Below are 17,555 nucleotides of genomic sequence, written 5' to 3'. Positions count from 1 at the left end.
GCGGGAAAGTAGGCTTACAGGCCGCTGTAGAAGTCGATGATATCGCCTTCTTTCACGGTCACGATGGCTTTTTTGCCATGGGCACGACGGCCAGAAACGGCGCCGCCCTTCGTGAACTTAGATTTCACTTTGCCGATGGTGCGGATCGTGCTGATGCCCGTTACCGTCACTCCGTACATTTGCTCAATCTCTTTCTTGATCTGAACCTTGTTGGCGTCGATAGCCACTTCGAAAGCATATTGGCTTTTCTCGTTCAGACCCGTAGCCTTTTCAGTTACGATGGGTTTCTTCAGGATGCTCATTACTCAGCAGTGGTATAGAGTTGTTCCAGAGCGCTCAACCCATCTTCTGACAGCAACAGGGTGTCGGTGTTCAGCAGATCGTGGGTATTCAGAGCTACCGGGGTAGCTACGCTCACTTTCTGGATGTTGCGAGCCGACAGAACCACGTTTTTGTCAACCGAGCCAGTTACTAGCAGGGTTTTCTTGCCGTTGTTCAGCTTCAAACCAGCTAGGATAGCGGCGAAGTCTTTGGTCTTAGCTGAAGTAAGAGTAATGTTTTCCACTACTGATACTTTGCCATCTTTAGCCAGCACCGAGAGGGCTGACAGACGAGCAAGACGCTTTGTTTTTTTGTTCAGCTTGAAGCCGTAGTCGCGAGGCTGAGGACCGAAAATACGGCCACCACCTACGAATACACCTGACTTCATGCTACCTGCACGGGCACCACCGGTACCTTTCTGCTTCTTCAGCTTCTTGGTAGTGCCGTGTACTTCGTTACGCTGTTTCGACTTGTGCGTACCCTGGCGCTGGTTGGCCAAGTACTGCTTCACGTCGAGATACATCACGTGCTCATTCGGCTCTAGGCCGAAGATGGCGTCAGACAGAGTAACCTTGCGGCCGGTGTCTTCGCCTTTGATGTTGATTACTGACAGTTCCATGTTGCTAGCTTATTTTTCCAGGACCACGAAAGAGTTCTTGGCACCGGGAATCGAGCCGCTCACCACGATGAGGTTTTTGTCGGCTACAATGCGCATCACCTTCAGGTTCTGCACTTTCACACGGTCGTTACCCATACGGCCACCCATGCGCATTCCTTTGAATACGCGTGAAGGCCACGAGCAAGCACCAATAGAACCGGGGTGACGACCACGGTTATGCTGACCGTGCGTCTGGCCACCAACACCAGCAAAGTTGTAACGCTTTACTACGCCCTGGAAACCTTTACCTTTTGAGGTACCTACTACGTCAACGAATTCACCTTCCTCGAAGAGAGTAGTGTTGATTTCGCTACCAGCAGTATAATTGGCTGCCTCGTCGGTGCGGAACTCAACGAGTTTTTTCTTGGGGGTGGTTCCGGCTTTAGCGAAGTGACCAGCCAATGCTTTGGTGGTGTTCTTTGCTTTCTTCTCGCCGTAACCGAGCTGGATGGCGGTATAGCCGTCCGTTTCGATGGTCTTAACCTGCGTCACTACGCACGGACCCGCCTCAATGAGCGTGCAGGGAATGTTCTTCCCGTCCGGAGTGAAGAGGCTTGTCATACCGATTTTTTTACCGATGATGCCAGGCATTCGATTGGGGTTTTAGAAAAAGACACACTCGAAAACGCCCAAGTGGCGTTTTCGGAAATGGAGTGCAAAGCTAGGAAATTGTTATGTGATAATCTAACCCCGCCCTGAAATATTTTCAGGATCATATAGTTAGCCCCTCGACAGCAAAGAAAACGCCCCATTAGCTCCGAAGAACTAATGGGGCGTTTTCTTACTTAAATCTTAGAAATCAGTCCTCAGACTTTGATTTCAACGTCAACACCGCTGGGCAGTTCAAGCTTCATCAGAGCATCTACAGTCTTCGACGAAGTGGAGTAGATATCAACGAGGCGCTTGTAAGTGCAGAGCTGGAACTGCTCACGCGACTTCTTGTTCACGTGGGGTGAACGTAGTACAGTGAACTTCTCCTTGTCTGTTGGCAATGGGATAGGGCCGCTTACGATAGCACCCGTAGCCTTCACCGCCTTCACAATCTTCTCCGACGATTTGTCCACCAAGTTGTGGTCGTAGGATTTGAGTTTGATGCGAATTTTCTGGTTCATGTCTTTTGAATGAAAGCGGTATTAGCGAATGGCGTTACCCTTTTGCTTAGCGATGATGGCTTCAGCAAGGTTGTTAGGCACCTGATCGTAGTGCGAGAAAGTCAGCGAAGCTGAAGCACGACCCGACGAGATAGTACGCAGCGTGGTTACGTAACCGAACAGCTCCGACAGCGGAACGTCAGCCTTAATCACGTTTGCGCCACCTTTCGTGTCCATGCCTTTCATGATACCCCGACGACGGTTCAAGTCACCCGTTACCGAGCCGGTGTATTCATCAGGAGAAACTACTTCTACCGCCATGATAGGCTCGAGCAGTTTCGGACCAGCCTGCTTTCCTGCTTCCCGGAAACCACCACGTGCTGCGAGTTCGAACGACAGAGCATCCGAGTCAACATCGTGATAAGAACCGTAGTACAGACGTACGCGCATGCCTTCGATTGGGAAGCCTGCCAGCGGACCGTTCTTCATGGCTTCTTCGAAACCTTTCTGAACTGGTGCGATGAATTCGCGTGGGATAACACCACCGGTGATATCGTTTACAAACTCCAGACCTGGCTTCTCCGGATCGGTCAGTTTCGGGCCGAGTTCGAACACGATGTCACCGAACTTACCACGACCACCAGTCTGCTTCTTATAAGTTTCGCGGTGCTCAACGGTTTTGGTCAGAATCTCCTTATAGGCCACCATTGGCGCGCCCTGGTTGATTTCCACTTTGAACTCACGACGCATACGGTCGATGATGATTTCAAGGTGAAGCTCGCCCATACCTTTCAGTACGGTCTGGCCAGTCTCGGGGTCAGTCTGTACTACGAGGGTAGGATCTTCTTCCACGAGTTTGGCAATAGCCATACCCATCTTATCAACGTCAGCCTGAGTTTTGGGCTCAATAGCGTAACCGATAACAGGCTCAGGGAACGACATAGACTCGAGTACGATGCGCGACTTTTCGTCGGTCAGCGTATCACCGGTCTTAATGTCTTTGAAACCAACACCTGCAGCAATATCACCCGCCTGGATCTTATCAATTGGGTTCTGCTTGTTAGAGTGCATCTGCATCAAACGCGAGATACGCTCCTTCTTGCCGGTGCGGTTGTTGAACACGTACGAACCAGCGTCCAGCACGCCGCTGTAGCAGCGGAAGAAGCACAGACGGCCCACGAACGGGTCAGTAGCAATTTTGAATGCCAGAGCCGTGAAGGGCTCGTCATTGTCTGGGTGACGCTCAAGTTCCTCGCCCGTGTCGGGGTTAGTACCCACGATGGCAGGCATGTCCAGGGGCGAAGGCAGGTAGGCCATTACGCCATCCAGCATCGACTGAACACCTTTGTTTTTGAAGGCCGATCCGCACATTACGGGCGAGAACTTCATGTCGATAACCGCTTGGCGGATAACAACCATCATTTCATCGCGGGTGATGCTTTCGGGATCTTCGAAGAACTTCTCCAACAGACGGTCATCATACTCAGCAACGCTCTCGATGAGCTTCTGACGCCACTCGGCTACAGTGTCCACCAGATCCTCGGGAACCGGGATTTCGTGGTACGACTTGCCTTGGGTAGCATCATCCCATACGATAGCCTTGCCGGTCAGCAGATCGACAACACCTTTGAAGGTTTCTTCAGCCCCGATCGGGATTTGCAGAGGCACTGGGTTTGCACCCAATTTGTCCTTAATCTCGGCTACGGCCTTGAAGAAGTCAGCGCCAGCACGGTCCATCTTGTTGACGAAGCAGATACGCGGCACTTTGTATTTGTCAGCCTGACGCCATACGGTTTCCGACTGCGGCTCAACACCCGAAACGGCGCAGAACAGAGCAACGGCACCGTCCAGAACACGCAAGGAGCGCTCCACCTCTACGGTGAAGTCTACGTGGCCGGGAGTATCGATTAGGTTGATTTTATATTGCTTGGTCTCCGAAGTCGGATCACCGTTTGCATCGGTAGGGTAATTCCAGAAGGTAGTAGTAGCAGCAGACGTGATGGTGATACCACGCTCCTGCTCCTGCTCCATCCAGTCCATCGTGGCAGCACCTTCGTGCACTTCCCCGATTTTATGGGTTTTACCGGTGTAGTAGAGAATGCGCTCCGAAGTCGTGGTCTTACCGGCGTCGATGTGCGCCATAATCCCGATGTTCCGGAGGTATTGCAGGTCTTTATTAACAGCCATTGCTTTTGTTATGACGTAGAGATTATTGCAGTTGAGCTCTCTGAACGCGAAAAATTATTTTCTCATTCCCAAGAGGAACAACTTCTATACTCTCTGCTAGGTCTTGTTAGAAGCGGAAGTGCGAGAAGGCCTTGTTGGCTTCTGCCATCCGGTGCGTGTCGTCCTTTTTCTTAACGGCAGCACCTTCACCTTTGGCGGCAGCAATGATTTCGCCAGCCAGCTTGTCCTTCATGGTTTTCTCACCACGACGACGAGCATATTGAATCAGCCATTTCGAGCCAACAGCAATACGACGATCAGGACGAACCTCAGTAGGCACCTGGAAGGTAGCACCACCTACGCGGCGGCTCTTCACTTCTACAGTCGGCATTACGTTGTTGAGGGCTTTGCGCCACATCTCCAGGCCGCTTTCCTTGGTGCGCTGCTCAACAAGCTCGCAGGCATCGTAGAAAATGGTGTAGGCTAGGTTTTTCTTCCCGTCGTACATCATGTAGTTGACGAAACGGGTTACTAGCGTCTCCTTGTACTTAGGATCGGGCAGGAGGATGCGCTTTTTTGGTTTTGACTTTCTCATGGGTGTAGAAATGAGTGGCGGTAGCGAGCAGCGGGATAAGAACCATGTGCTATCCTGCACTGGGCGCTACCTTACTCGTATTCAATTACTTTTTCTTACCGGGTGCGGGTTTGCCACCTTTGCCTGCTGCGGCAACTTGACCCGGCTTCGGACGCTTAGCGCCATACTTTGAGCGGCGCTGCAGACGGCCATTTACACCGGCGGTGTCAAGAGCACCACGGATGATGTGGTAACGTACACCGGGAAGGTCTTTCACACGGCCACCACGGATCAGCACGATGCTGTGCTCCTGCAGGTTGTGGCCTTCACCAGGGATGTAGGCGTTAACTTCTTTGCCGTTGGTGAGGCGCACACGGGCAACTTTACGCATAGCCGAGTTCGGCTTCTTAGGCGTGGTGGTGTACACACGGGTGCAAACGCCACGGCGCTGCGGGCACGAGTCAAGAGCCGGCGACTTCGACTTCGTCGTCAGCTTCTCGCGGCCTTTTCGTACTAACTGGTTGATGGTAGGCATCTACGGAATGTTTTGTCAAGGAGGGTTCTCTCCCAAAAAATTAGGCTTGCAAAGGTATAAAAGTTGGCCGGAAATAGCAAACAGGTTGAAATAGTTAATTTTAGAGAAGCTGCAACCCATGTTCAAACTGCTTTTGGTAGGGGTTTGAGCCATATTTCACCCTAGCACTACGCTTCAGCTAGCTTGCATCACAGCAGTTCGCCTCCTCTCCTACCCTAGTAGCAAGCGCCTACACCAGTTTGTAATAAGTGTGACGGGTAATAATTGCACATAAAACAGGAAAGGCTTCTATCTTCTCGATAAAAGCCTTTCCTGTGATAGTATTATTTGTAGATCTACGCCTCTCCTACTTTACCGCCAAAGCCCATCGGGTACATCGGCGAGTCGTTCTGCTGCTTGATAGCACCGTTGGCCTGCTCATACCGCTCAATGTTTTCGGCCAAGGCGGCCTGCAGGCGCTTGGCATGCTCAGGCGTAAGGATTATCCGAGCCTTTACCTTGGCTTTGGGCAAGCCTGGCATCAGCCGGATAAAGTCGACTACAAACTCGCTGCTGCTGTGCGCAATCATAGCGAGGTTGGCGTATTCGCCCTCGGCAATTTCTTCCGATAGCTCGATGTTGATAGCATTCGGGTCTTGTGGCTGCAGAGGGGTAGCGTCGGTGTCTGGTTGAATTGGCTGGCTCATTTTACGAATCTAAGGAGTGGTTTCAGGGTGGCTTACACAACGGCCGGCCGCTAGTGCCTGCGGGTACATTTGCAGGCAAATACGGCAAAGCAGCCAGCTAGTCAACTACGGTTTGCTCATTTTTTTATCCTAGTAAACTGGCAACGGCTCCCGAAGCGCGCAAATATATACGGAACACCTAGAGCGAAACGCACTTCGAAGCTACTAGGTCGTGAAAGTCGTCCAACCCTCCTTAACCATTGAAGACACCAGTATCCGCGGACGCGAAGGGGTTTATGACGGCAGGAACCCTAGTAACCGCAGCCTTCCCCACTTCTTGAAAACGAAAAAGCCGACCAGGTTTCCCCGGTCGGCTTTTCTTAATCACACTAGCTTACGCTTACTCCGAAACTGACTCGCGACGTGAGGCGCGGGCAGGGCGTTTGGCGGGAGCTACTACGTCGTCGGCCTTGGCAGCTTGTTGCGCTTCCATTTCCTCCTTCGAGCCTACAATCTGACGCGTGTACTCGCGCAGACCGGTACCGGCCGGAATCAGGTGACCAACGATTACGTTCTCCTTCAGACCTAGCAGTTCGTCGGCCTTGCCACGGATGGCAGCTTCCGACAGCACCTTGGTCGTTTCCTGGAAGGAAGCGGCCGAGATGAACGACTGCGTACCCAGCGAGGCCTGCGTGATGCCTTGCAGCGTCGGCCGTGATACGGCGGGCTGAGCTTCACGCACTTCTACTAGTTGCAGGTCGCGGCGACGCAGGCTGCTGTTCTCGTCGCGCAAGCGGCGAGCCGTTACAATCTGGCCGGGCTTCAGAACCGTCGAGTCACCCGCATTCGTTACCACCTTCATGTCGATGATGGTATCGTTTTCTTCCATGAAGATAATCTTGTCGATTACCTGGTGCTCCAGGAAGGTAGTGTCGCCGGCATCAAGGATAACCACTTTCTGCATCATCTGGCGAACTACCACCTCAATGTGCTTATCGTTGATTTTCACACCCTGCAAGCGGTACACTTCCTGAATCTCATTTACGAGATACTCCTGCACAGCACCCGGACCCTGAATGCTCAGGATGTCGGATGGCGTGATGGCACCATCGGAAAGCGGCGAACCAGCCCGGATGAAGTCGTTGTCCTGCACAAGAATGTGCTTGGACAGCGGCACCATGTATTTCTTCTTGATGCCGTCTTTCGACTCCACGAAGATTTCACGGTTACCACGCTTCACGGTACCATAGGTTACTACACCGTCGATTTCCGACACAACGGCCGGGTTCGATGGGTTACGCGCTTCGAAGAGCTCCGTAACGCGGGGCAGACCACCGGTAATGTCGCGGGTTTTGCCCACGGCACGCGGAATCTTGGCCAGAATCTGACCAGCCTTGATTTTCTCGCCGTTCTCTACGTTCAAGTGCGAGCCTACCGGGATGCTGTAGGCCTTGTGGCCTTCCAGATCACCCTTCTTGCCCGGACGAACGATGATAGCCGGGTTCTGATCCTTGGCTTTCGATTCTATAATCACTTTCTCGCGGTGACCGGTCTGTTCGTCCGATTCCTCGCGGTAGGTGATGCCTTCGGTAATGGCGTCGTATTGAATGGTACCATCGAACTCGGCCAGAATAACAGCGTTGTAAGGGTCCCAGTTGTTCAGTTCGTCGCCTTTCTCTACCTCCTGGCCTTCGTTAACCAGCAGGAACGAGCCGTATGGAACGTGGTTTGAGATAAACACCTTGCCGGTGCCTTTCTCCACGATCCTAACTTCGCCCGAGCGACCCATCACCACTTTTACCTGCTCGCCATCAGGGCCAGCGGTTTCCACGGTGCGGATATCTTCGAATTCGATTACACCAGCAAACTTCGCCTTGATGCTTGCTTCTACTGCAATGTTAGAAGCCGTACCACCTACGTGGAACGTACGCAGGGTAAGCTGAGTACCGGGTTCACCAATTGACTGAGCAGCAATTACACCAACTGCCTCACCTCTCTGGACCATGCGGCCCGACGACAGGTTACGGCCGTAGCAACGGGCGCAGATACCACGCTTCGACTCACAGGTTAGTACCGAACGGATTTCTACCGACTCGATGCTAGTGTTGTCAATACGACGCGTAATTTCTTCGGTGATTTCGTCACCAGCCGTCAGAATCACTTCGTCGGTCAGCGGATCGATGATATCGTGTACTGCTACACGACCCAGGATACGCTCAGCCAGCGGCTCTACTACGTCCTCGTTGTCTTTCAACGCGAAGGTTTCGATGCCACGTAGAGTACCACAGTCGTTTTCGTTTACAATAACGTCCTGCGATACGTCCACCAGACGACGCGTCAGGTAGCCGGCATCAGCCGTCTTCAGAGCGGTATCGGCCAGACCCTTACGGGCACCGTGGGTAGAGATGAAGTACTCGATTACGTCCAGGCCTTCTTTGAAGTTAGACAGAATCGGGTTTTCAATAATCTCACCAACCGAACCCTGCAGCGACTTCTGTGGCTTAGCCATCAGACCCCGCATACCGCCGAGCTGACGAATCTGCTCACGCGAGCCACGAGCACCGGAGTGCATCATCATGTAAATCGAGTTGAAGCCCTGGTTCTCCTTTTCGAGGCGACCCATGAGGGTTTCAGTGATTTGGTTGTTGATGCGGGTCCAGATATCGATAACCTGGTTATAACGCTCGTTGTCGGTAATCAGACCCATCTGGTAGTTCTGAGTAACGGCTTTCACGTCGGCCTGAGCCTGCGCGATGAGAGCGTCTTTCTCTTTCGGAATCTGGATGTCGCCCAGACCCATCGACAGACCACCTTTGTAAGCCGACTGGAAACCCAGCGTCTTGATGTCGTCGAGGAACTGTGCCGTACGAGCCATGCCCGTACGCTTGAACACCATCGAAATGATCTGCTGCAGCTTTTTCTTCGTCAGCAGCTCATCCACGAAGCCTACTTCAACCGGAACAAGCTGGTTGAACAGTACGCGGCCAGCAACTGTCTCGATGATCTTCGTTACGAGGTTATCGTCCTCGTCGCGAACCTGCGTGCGCACCTTAATATAGGCGTGCTTCGACAGCTGACCTTCGTTGAGCGCAATTACTACCTCCTCATCGGAGTAGAACATACGGCCTTCACCTTGGATCTGCTCGTCTTCCGTGCTGCGCTTTCCTTTCGTTACGTAGTACAGACCCAGAACCATGTCCTGCGATGGTACCGCGATGGGCGCGCCGTTGGCAGGGTTCAGGATGTTGTGGGACGCCAGCATGAGCATAGAGGCTTCCAGAATAGCAGCAGGTCCAAGCGGAACGTGCACAGCCATTTGGTCACCGTCAAAGTCAGCGTTGAAGGCCGTACACACCAGTGGGTGCAGCTGGATAGCTTTACCCTCAATGAGGCGCGGCTGGAACGCCTGGATACCCAACCGGTGCAAGGTAGGAGCACGGTTCAGGAGCACTGGGTGGCCTTTCAGCACGTTCTCCAGGATGTCCCAAACTACAGCGTCCTTACGGTCAACGATTTTCTTCGCTGATTTAACCGTCTTCACAATACCGCGCTCGATGAGCTTACGGATGATAAACGGTTTGAACAGCTCAGCTGCCATGTTCTTGGGCAGACCGCACTCGTGCAGCTTCAGCTCGGGGCCAACCACAATAACCGAACGGCCAGAGTAGTCGACACGCTTACCGAGCAGGTTCTGACGGAAGCGGCCCTGCTTGCCTTTCAGCATATCAGACAGCGACTTCAGGGCACGGTTACCTTCAGCACGCACGGCGTTCACCTTACGTGAGTTATCGAAGAGCGAATCGACTGCTTCCTGCAGCATGCGCTTCTCGTTCCGCAGAATCACTTCAGGAGCCTTGATTTCGATTAGGCGCTTGAGGCGGTTGTTACGGATGATAACACGACGATACAGGTCGTTCAAGTCAGAAGTAGCGAAACGGCCACCATCCAGCGGAACGAGAGGACGCAGTTCTGGTGGAATAACCGGCACCATGCGGATTACCATCCACTCAGGCTTGTTCTCCACGCGGGTTGCGGCGTCGCGGAAAGCTTCCACTACGCGCAGACGCTTCAGGGCTTCGGCCTTACGCTGCTGCGAGGTTTCGTGCGCGGCAGAGTCACGCAACGAATATGAGAGCTCATCAAGGTTGGTGCGCTCCAATAGGAGTTGCAACGCATCAGCCCCCATGCGAGCAATGAATTTATTGGGGTCCTCGTTTGGCAACATCTGGTTCTCCCGGGGGAGTTTGTCGATGATGTCGAGGTACTCGTCTTCGGTGAGGAAGTCAAGCTGCTGTACGCCTTCTTCGGCCAGCACACCCGGCTGCACTACAACGTAGCGCTCGTAGTAAATAATCTGATCAAGCTTCTTGGTAGGCAAGCCTAGCAAATAGCCAATTTTGTTGGGCAAGGACTTAAAGTACCAAATGTGCGCTACGGGCACCACCAGTTCGATGTGGCCCATCCGCTCCCGACGTACTTTCTTCTCGGTCACCTCTACGCCGCAACGGTCGCAGATAATGCCTTTGTAGCGGATGCGCTTGTATTTACCGCAGTGGCATTCCCAGTCCTTTACCGGACCGAAAATCCGCTCGCAGAACAAGCCACCCATTTCGGGCTTGTACGTCCGGTAGTTGATCGTCTCGGGCTTTACTACTTCACCGTTCGACCGCTCCAGGATGGATTCGGGCGAGGCCAGCGAGATAGTGACTTTCGAGAAGTCCTGTACCAGTTTTTTGTTTTTTGCAAACGCCATGTGTGGAAGCTATTAGCTGTTGGCTTTGTGGGCTGTTACCGTTGCTCGGCTGCTCTTAAGAGTAGCACGAGTAGTTGTAACAGTTCGACTCTGGCAAAAGTGCTCTGCAGATCGGATAGGTACGTCGTGCAGCAGGTTTTACTAGGTCTGATGGGGTAACAGTTCGTCTTTGGGCAAACACGAACCTTTTGCGGCCAACTACTACTGGGGTTATTGTCGTTCTGACCATATCTCGGAACGACGCCGGCAGCGGTTGTTATCGGTTCCCCGAACCGCGGGCTTTAAACACGTTGAAGGGGTAGTAGACCGCACCGGAACGCAGGCTACTACCCTTCAATAGTTAGTCAAGCGTGATTTCCAAGGCCAGACCGCGCAACTCGTGGATGAGTACGTTGAATGACTCGGGGATATTTGGCTTGGGCAATACGTCGCCTTTCACAATGGCCTCGTACGCTTTAGCACGGCCTACCACGTCATCCGACTTCACCGTCAGGATCTCCTGGAGGACGTTGGAAGCACCGAAGGCCTCTAGAGCCCACACTTCCATTTCGCCGAAGCGCTGACCACCAAATTGGGCTTTACCACCAAGCGGCTGCTGGGTGATGAGCGAGTACGGTCCGATAGAACGGGCGTGCATCTTGTCATCAACTAAGTGACCCAGCTTCAGCATGTAAATCACACCAACGGTTACTGGCTGGTCGAAACGCTGACCAGTCAGACCATCGTGCAGATAGGCACGACCGAATGTAGGCAGACCAGCTTCCGTCAGTTCCTTCGATACTTCCTCTTCGGTAGCACCGTCAAAAATTGGGGTAGCATAGGTACGGCCCAGCTTGAGGCCGGCCCAGCCGAGTACGGTTTCGTAGATCTGACCGATGTTCATCCGGCTTGGTACACCAAGCGGGTTCAGCACGATGTCCATAGGCGTACCGTCGGGCAGGAAAGGCATGTCCTCATCGCGCACGATGCGGGCTACTACCCCTTTGTTACCGTGACGACCTGCCATTTTATCACCCACCTTCAGCTTACGCTTCTTGGCGATGTATACTTTGGCCAGCTGTACGATACCAGCAGGTAATTCATCACCTACCTCCAGCGTAAACCGGTCGCGCTTGAAGCGGGCCGTGATGGTATTGCGGCGCTTGGCGTAGTTTTTCACTAGGTCCAAGAGCATACCGTTCACTTTCGCATCAGCAGTCCAGTTCTCCAGAATAAGGTCTTTGAACATGTTCACCTCTTCCGGCACGGCGTAGTTGCTCTCGTCCTTGTAAGGGTTCTTATCGGGGAACAACGCTTCCGTGATGTTCTTCTTCCCGAATTTCACACCCTTAGACAGGATTTCGTCGCCGAACTTGTGCTTCACGCCTTGGGAGGTTTTGCCTTCCAGCAGTTGCACCAGCTTGTCAACCATCACGGCTTTGATACCGCGAAGTTCTTTGGCATAAGCATCCTTCAACTCTTCTACTTCCTTCTTCGACTTGGCCCGTAGGTTTTTGTCTTTCTTAGGACGGGAGAACAGCTTGGTGCCAATAACTACACCGTTCAAAGAAGGTGGCGCCTTAAGAGAGGCATCCTTCACGTCGCCGGCTTTGTCACCGAAGATGGCGCGGAGCAGTTTCTCTTCCGGTGTCGGATCAGTTTCGCCTTTCGGCGTGATCTTACCAATCAGAATATCGCCTTCGCGAACTTCAGCACCTAGGCGGATGATACCGTTGTCGTCGAGGTTACGCACTGCTTCTTCGCTCACGTTCGGAATTTCCGAAGTCAGCTCTTCTTCACCACGCTTGGTCTCGCGCACTTCCAGCTCAAATTCCTCAATGTGAATCGAGGTGAAGATGTCGTCGCGTACTACCTTCTCCGAGATTACAATAGCATCCTCGAAGTTGTAGCCCTGCCATGGCATGAACGCTACTTGCATGTTACGACCTAGGGCAAGTTCACCTTTGTTCGTACCGTAACCTTCGCACAACACCTGACCTTTCGATACCCGCTCACCAGTTTTCACCAGCGGCGTCAGGTTAATGCAGGTATCCTGGTTGGTACGGCGGAACTTGATGAGGTCGTAGGAAATCTTTTCAGCATCGAAGCTTACTAGGATGTCATCTTCCGTCAAGTCGTATTTCACCACGATGCGGTTAGCATCTACGTAGTCAATTACACCGTTGCCTTCTGCTACTACAAGAGTGCGGGAGTCAGACGCCACACGACCTTCCAGACCAGTGCCTACAATAGGAGCCTCAGCTTTCAGCAGCGGAACGGCCTGACGTTGCATGTTCGAACCCATCAAGGCACGGTTAGCATCGTCGTGCTCTAGGAACGGAATCAGCGAAGCAGCCACCGACACAATCTGGTTCGGGGCTACGTCCATGTAGCTGTACTCCGTTGGTCCTACTACCGGGAAGTCGCCTTCGAAACGACCTTTTACTAGGTCGTTGATGAAGTTACCTTCCTCATCGATGCGGGCGTTGGCCTGCGCGATGTGGTGCGTATCTTCTTCCTCAGCTGTCAGGTATTTTACGTGTTCCGTTGTATCTACCTTGCCGTTCTCAACTGTACGGTAAGGAGTCTCAATGAAGCCCATTGAGTTAACCCGGGCGTGCACACAAAGCGACGAAATCAGACCAATGTTTGGCCCTTCCGGCGTTTCGATGGTGCATAGACGGCCATAGTGCGTGTAGTGAACGTCACGTACTTCGAAACCAGCACGCTCCCGAGACAGACCTCCTGGCCCCAGTGCCGATACGCGACGCTTGTGCGTCACCTCAGCCAGTGGGTTAGTCTGGTCCATGAACTGAGACAGCTGGTTGGTACCGAAGAACGAGTTAATAACGCTCGACAGGGTACGGGCATTGATCAGGTCAACTGGCTTGAAGTCCTCGTTGTCGCGCACGTTCATGCGCTCCTTGATTGTACGCGCCATACGGGCCAGACCTACGCCAAACTGGGCGTATAGCTGCTCCCCTACCGTACGAACCCGACGATTGCTCAAGTGGTCAATGTCATCGACAATAGCCTTCGAGTTGATCAGACCGATCAGGTATTTCACGATGAGAACAATGTCCTCATTGGTCAGCACGCGGGCGTCCCAGTTCGTGTCGATACCCAGCTTCTTATTGATACGGTAGCGGCCTACGTCACCGAGGTCGTAGCGCTTGTCCGAGAAGAATAGCTTTTGGATGATGTCGCGGGCAGTTTCTTCATCGGGAGCTTCCGTGTTACGGAGCTGACGATAAATTTGCTCCACGGCTTCTTTTTCCGAGTTAGAATTATCCTTCTGCAGCGTATTGTAAATAATTGCGTAGTCCGCAATGTTTACATTTTCGCGGTGCAGAATCACCGACTTAGCCCCAGCATTCAGGATTACGTCGATATCCTCTTCCTCGATGGTAGAGTCGCGCTCCAACAGAACTTCGTTGCGGTCAATAGATACCACTTCACCGGTATCCTCATCCACGAAGTCCTCCGTCCAAGTGCGGAGCACCCGAGCAGCCAATTTACGACCTACTGCTTTCTTAAGGTTTTTCTTGTCGGCCTTTACTTCCTCCGACAAACCGAACAGATCGAGAATGTCTTTGTCGGTACCATAACCGATAGCGCGAAGCAGCGTAGTAACCGGGAATTTCTTCTTACGGTCGATGTACGCATACATCACGTTGTTCACGTCCGTGGCAAATTCAATCCACGAGCCTTTGAACGGAATAATACGGGCAGAATACAGCTTCGTACCGTTGGTGTGCTTGCTCTGAGCAAAGAACACGCCGGGCGAACGGTGCAGCTGCGAAACGATAACACGCTCAGCTCCGTTAATCACGAACGAGCCTTTTTCGGTCATGTACGGGATGTTTCCAAGGAAAACTTCCTGTTCAATCGTCTCGAAATCCTCGTTATCCGTATCGTTACATACCAAGCGCAGCTTGGCCTTCAGGGGCACCGAGTACGTTAGACCACGGTCAATGCACTCATCAACTGAATACTTCGGCGGGTCAACGTGGTAGTCGATAAAGGTCAAAACAAAGTTTTCACGCGAGTCCGAAATTGGAAAGTTCTCGGCGAATACTTTGAAGAGCCCCTCATCGGCACGGTTCTCGGCAGCCGTTTCCAACTGGAAGAAATCCATAAACGAGCGAACCTGCACGTCCAGGAAATCCGGGTACTCAATAACCTTTTTAATCTTGGCGAAGTTGATCCGCTCGTCAGCCGCCTGCAGTTTTTGCAAGCCTGTCTGTGCTTTCGGTGTAGCCAATGTATGTGGGGTTAGGAAATGGATACTGAGAGAATCCACATCAGGGCAGCAGCAGCGCTATTGCCTTGAAAGATTTTGGAAGTATTTGGCGCACGAAAGCGCAAAGCAGAACCTTGCGCTCTGGCGTCCGTAGGCACGAAAAGCCGCAAAGCGGCGTGCAAACGAACTTCCGACTAGTTTGTTGCCTACAAACAGGAAAAGACCTGGCTTAGTTGCCAGGCCTCTCCTTATTTGCTGGTTTTAAGAGCAAGCAGCAGAAATTACTTAACTTCTACTTCAGCGCCGGCTTCTTCCAGTTGCTTCTTCAGCGACTCAGCTTCATCCTTGGCTACACCTTCTTTCAGGGCCTTAGGAGCACCGTCAACCAGTTCTTTGGCTTCTTTCAGGCCAAGACCGGTCAGGTCTTTCACCAGTTTCACAACAGCCAGTTTCTGACCACCAGCAGCCTTCAGGATCACGTCGAACGTGGTTTTCTCCTCAGGAGCTTCAGCAGCAGCAGCGCCACCGCCAGCCATCATTACCGGAGCAGCAGCAGCAGGCTCAATGCCATACTCGTCTTTCAGGATAGTAGCCAGTTCGTTTACTTCTTTTACCGTCAGGCTAACGAGCTGCTCGGCGAATGCTTTCAAATCTGCCATTTCTGTAGATTGTTAAAAAGGGGGTTGTTAAAGGAAATTGAAGGTGAAAAAGATGAGCAGCGGTTAGCCTGCAACCTCTTCTTTTTCGGAAAGCGTTTTGAGGATACCAGCTAGCTTGTTGCCGCCGCTCGACAGAGCAGAGATAACATTCTTAGCAGGCGACTGAAGCAGACCGATAACGTCACCGATAAGCTCGTTTTTGCCTTTCAGAGTGCTGAGGCTGCTGAGCTGATTTGCACCGATGTAAATGCCAGCATCTACATAAGCACCCTTCAGCGCCGGACGGGGCTCTACGTTCTTGCCATAGTTCTGCGACTTGTAGAAGTCTTGCAGCAACTTAGCAGGAGCATTACCCGACTCTTTCGAGAACAGGATACCCGACTGGCCTACCAGAGCCGCGTCCATTTCCGAAGTATCGCCACCTAGAGTGTCGAGGGCCTTACGGATGAACGTGTTCTTGTACACCTTGAACTCCATGCCGCGGTTGAAGCACAGGCGACGGAATTCGTTGATTTTCGCCACCGACATTCCCGAAGCATCGGCAATGTAGAACGCGTTGTGCGATTGAAACTTCTCGCTCAACTCGTCGACGAGGGCTTGTTTTTCTTCCCGGATCATATCGTCGTGTTGATTTAAATTATGCGGAAGTTACGGTGGTGTCAACCGGAACAGCAGGCGACATCGTGCTCGACAGCGTGATGCTCTTGATGTAAGTGCCTTTGGCCGAAGAAGGCTTCAAACGCAGCAGCGTCTGGATTACTTCAATGGCATTTTCAGCAAGCTTCTGATCATCGAACGACACTTTGCCAACCGAGCAGTGAATGATACCGGTTTTGTCAACTTTGAAGTCGATTTTACCAGCCTTCACTTCCTGTACAGCCTTTGCTACGTCGGTAGTAACCGTACCCGATTTTGGGTTTGGCATCAGACCGCGGGGACCTAGTACGCGACCTAGACGACCAACCTTAGCCATTACAGATGGCATGGTGATGATAACGTCGATGTCGGTCCAGCCCTTTTCGATTTTGGCGATATAGTCGTCTAGACCAACATAATCAGCACCAGCTGCAGTAGCTTCAGCTTCTTTGTCGGCGGTAACTAGAGCCAGAACACGAACGGTTTTGCCGGTACCATGGGGTAGTGTGGCTACGCCACGTACCATCTGGTCAGCTTTACGGGGGTCAACACCCAAACGAACGTCGATGTCTACTGAAGCGTCAAACTTGGTATAGGTAATATCCTTTACCACTTTGGCAGCGTCAACCAGATTCCGAACTTCGGTGAGGTCATGCTTGGCAAGGGCTTCCTTGCGCTTTTTGCTAATCTTTGCCATGTGTCTTCTCCGTTGTTAGATTATTCAGCAAAGGGAGAAGTACCCGAGATGGTGATGCCCATGCTGCGAGCCGTACCAGCCACCTGACGCATTGCCGACTCTACCTTGAAGGCATTGAGGTCAGGCATTTTCGTTTCGGCGATGGTGCGCACCTGGTCCCATGATACCGACCCTACTTTGTTCCGGTTTGGCTCTTTCGAACCGCCCTGGAGCTTTGCAGCATCCAGAAGCAATACCGGTACCGGAGGGGTCTTCACCACGAAGTCAAACGACTTGTCAGTGTACATGGTGATCAGTACAGGACAAACTTGGCCGGCCTTATCCTGGGTGCGAGCATTAAACTGCTTGCAAAACTCCATGATGTTAAGGCCTTTGCTACCAAGTGCAGGTCCAACCGGCGGCGCGGGGTTCGCGGCGCCTCCCTTTATCTGAAGCTTCAGATAACCTCTAATTTCTTTGGCCATTGGTTTGAAAGGCTTCGGATACTGTGTCGTAACACGCAGCTTCCTCAGTTTTTTATTGCTCCTAGTGGAAGCACCACCGGTCCGGAGCGGATAACCGGTGACGTTTTATAGCTT

At 52.4% G+C, this 17,555-nt stretch carries 14 protein-coding genes; all 14 read right to left on the bottom strand.

Annotation, left to right across the window (positions count from 1 at the left end; translation table 11 throughout):
- Positions 1–14: 14 nt before the first annotated feature.
- Complete coding sequence (gene rplW / locus ACYVGU_RS17030; RefSeq protein ID WP_460613829.1) at positions 15–302, bottom strand: uL23 family ribosomal protein; 288 nt, start codon at positions 300–302, stop codon at positions 15–17.
- On the bottom strand, positions 302–940 hold the full coding sequence (gene rplD / locus ACYVGU_RS17025; RefSeq protein WP_460613828.1) for a 50S ribosomal protein L4: 639 nt from the start codon (positions 938–940) through the stop codon (positions 302–304). Before rplD ends, rplW begins: the two co-directional genes overlap by 1 nt.
- Positions 941–949: 9 nt before the next feature.
- On the bottom strand, positions 950–1,570 hold the full coding sequence (rplC, locus tag ACYVGU_RS17020; protein ID WP_460613827.1) for a large ribosomal subunit protein uL3: 621 nt from the start codon (positions 1,568–1,570) through the stop codon (positions 950–952).
- A 215-nt stretch (positions 1,571–1,785) separates the two neighbouring features.
- The gene (gene rpsJ / locus ACYVGU_RS17015; protein ID WP_022822123.1) at positions 1,786–2,091 is read right to left on the bottom strand and encodes a 30S ribosomal protein S10; all 306 of its coding nucleotides are present in this window, start codon (positions 2,089–2,091) and stop codon (positions 1,786–1,788) included.
- Positions 2,092–2,112: 21 nt separating this feature from the next.
- On the bottom strand, positions 2,113–4,257 hold the full coding sequence (gene fusA / locus ACYVGU_RS17010) for an elongation factor G (protein WP_460623036.1): 2,145 nt from the start codon (positions 4,255–4,257) through the stop codon (positions 2,113–2,115).
- A 106-nt stretch (positions 4,258–4,363) separates the two neighbouring features.
- Entirely contained in the window at positions 4,364–4,831 is a 468-nt protein-coding gene (gene rpsG / locus ACYVGU_RS17005) for a 30S ribosomal protein S7 (RefSeq protein WP_264679966.1), read from the bottom strand.
- An 85-nt stretch (positions 4,832–4,916) separates the two neighbouring features.
- On the bottom strand, positions 4,917–5,345 hold the full coding sequence (gene rpsL, locus ACYVGU_RS17000; RefSeq protein ID WP_190783495.1) for a 30S ribosomal protein S12: 429 nt from the start codon (positions 5,343–5,345) through the stop codon (positions 4,917–4,919).
- A gap of 335 nt (positions 5,346–5,680) precedes the next feature.
- The gene (locus ACYVGU_RS16995; RefSeq protein ID WP_460623035.1) at positions 5,681–6,031 is read right to left on the bottom strand and encodes a DUF3467 domain-containing protein; all 351 of its coding nucleotides are present in this window, start codon (positions 6,029–6,031) and stop codon (positions 5,681–5,683) included.
- 379 nt (positions 6,032–6,410) lie between these two features.
- Positions 6,411–10,763, bottom strand: a complete 4,353-nt coding sequence (gene rpoC, locus ACYVGU_RS16990) for a DNA-directed RNA polymerase subunit beta' (protein WP_460623034.1) — start codon at positions 10,761–10,763, stop codon at positions 6,411–6,413.
- A gap of 340 nt (positions 10,764–11,103) precedes the next feature.
- Positions 11,104–14,979 (bottom strand): DNA-directed RNA polymerase subunit beta, encoded by a 3,876-nt coding sequence (gene rpoB, locus ACYVGU_RS16985; RefSeq protein WP_460613823.1) that lies wholly within the window; start codon positions 14,977–14,979, stop codon positions 11,104–11,106.
- Between the two features lie 287 nt (positions 14,980–15,266).
- Positions 15,267–15,644 carry a ribosomal protein bL12 gene (rplL, locus tag ACYVGU_RS16980; protein WP_460613822.1) on the bottom strand — a complete coding sequence of 126 codons (378 nt, stop codon included), beginning with the start codon at positions 15,642–15,644 and terminating at the stop codon, positions 15,267–15,269.
- 63 nt (positions 15,645–15,707) lie between these two features.
- Positions 15,708–16,262, bottom strand: coding sequence for a 50S ribosomal protein L10 (rplJ, locus tag ACYVGU_RS16975; RefSeq protein ID WP_460623033.1), 555 nt, complete (start codon positions 16,260–16,262; stop codon positions 15,708–15,710).
- Positions 16,263–16,281: 19 nt separating this feature from the next.
- Positions 16,282–16,977, bottom strand: a complete 696-nt coding sequence (rplA, locus tag ACYVGU_RS16970; protein ID WP_460613820.1) for a 50S ribosomal protein L1 — start codon at positions 16,975–16,977, stop codon at positions 16,282–16,284.
- 20 nt (positions 16,978–16,997) lie between these two features.
- Positions 16,998–17,441: a 50S ribosomal protein L11 gene (rplK, locus tag ACYVGU_RS16965; RefSeq protein WP_460613819.1), complete on the bottom strand. Its 444-nt coding sequence runs from the start codon at positions 17,439–17,441 to the stop codon at positions 16,998–17,000.
- Between the last annotated feature and the right edge of the window lie 114 nt (positions 17,442–17,555).

The organism is Hymenobacter tenuis (assembly GCF_054780495.1).
The sequence above is the reverse complement of the archived record's forward strand: the minus strand, read 5'-3'. Positions and strand labels throughout refer to the sequence as shown.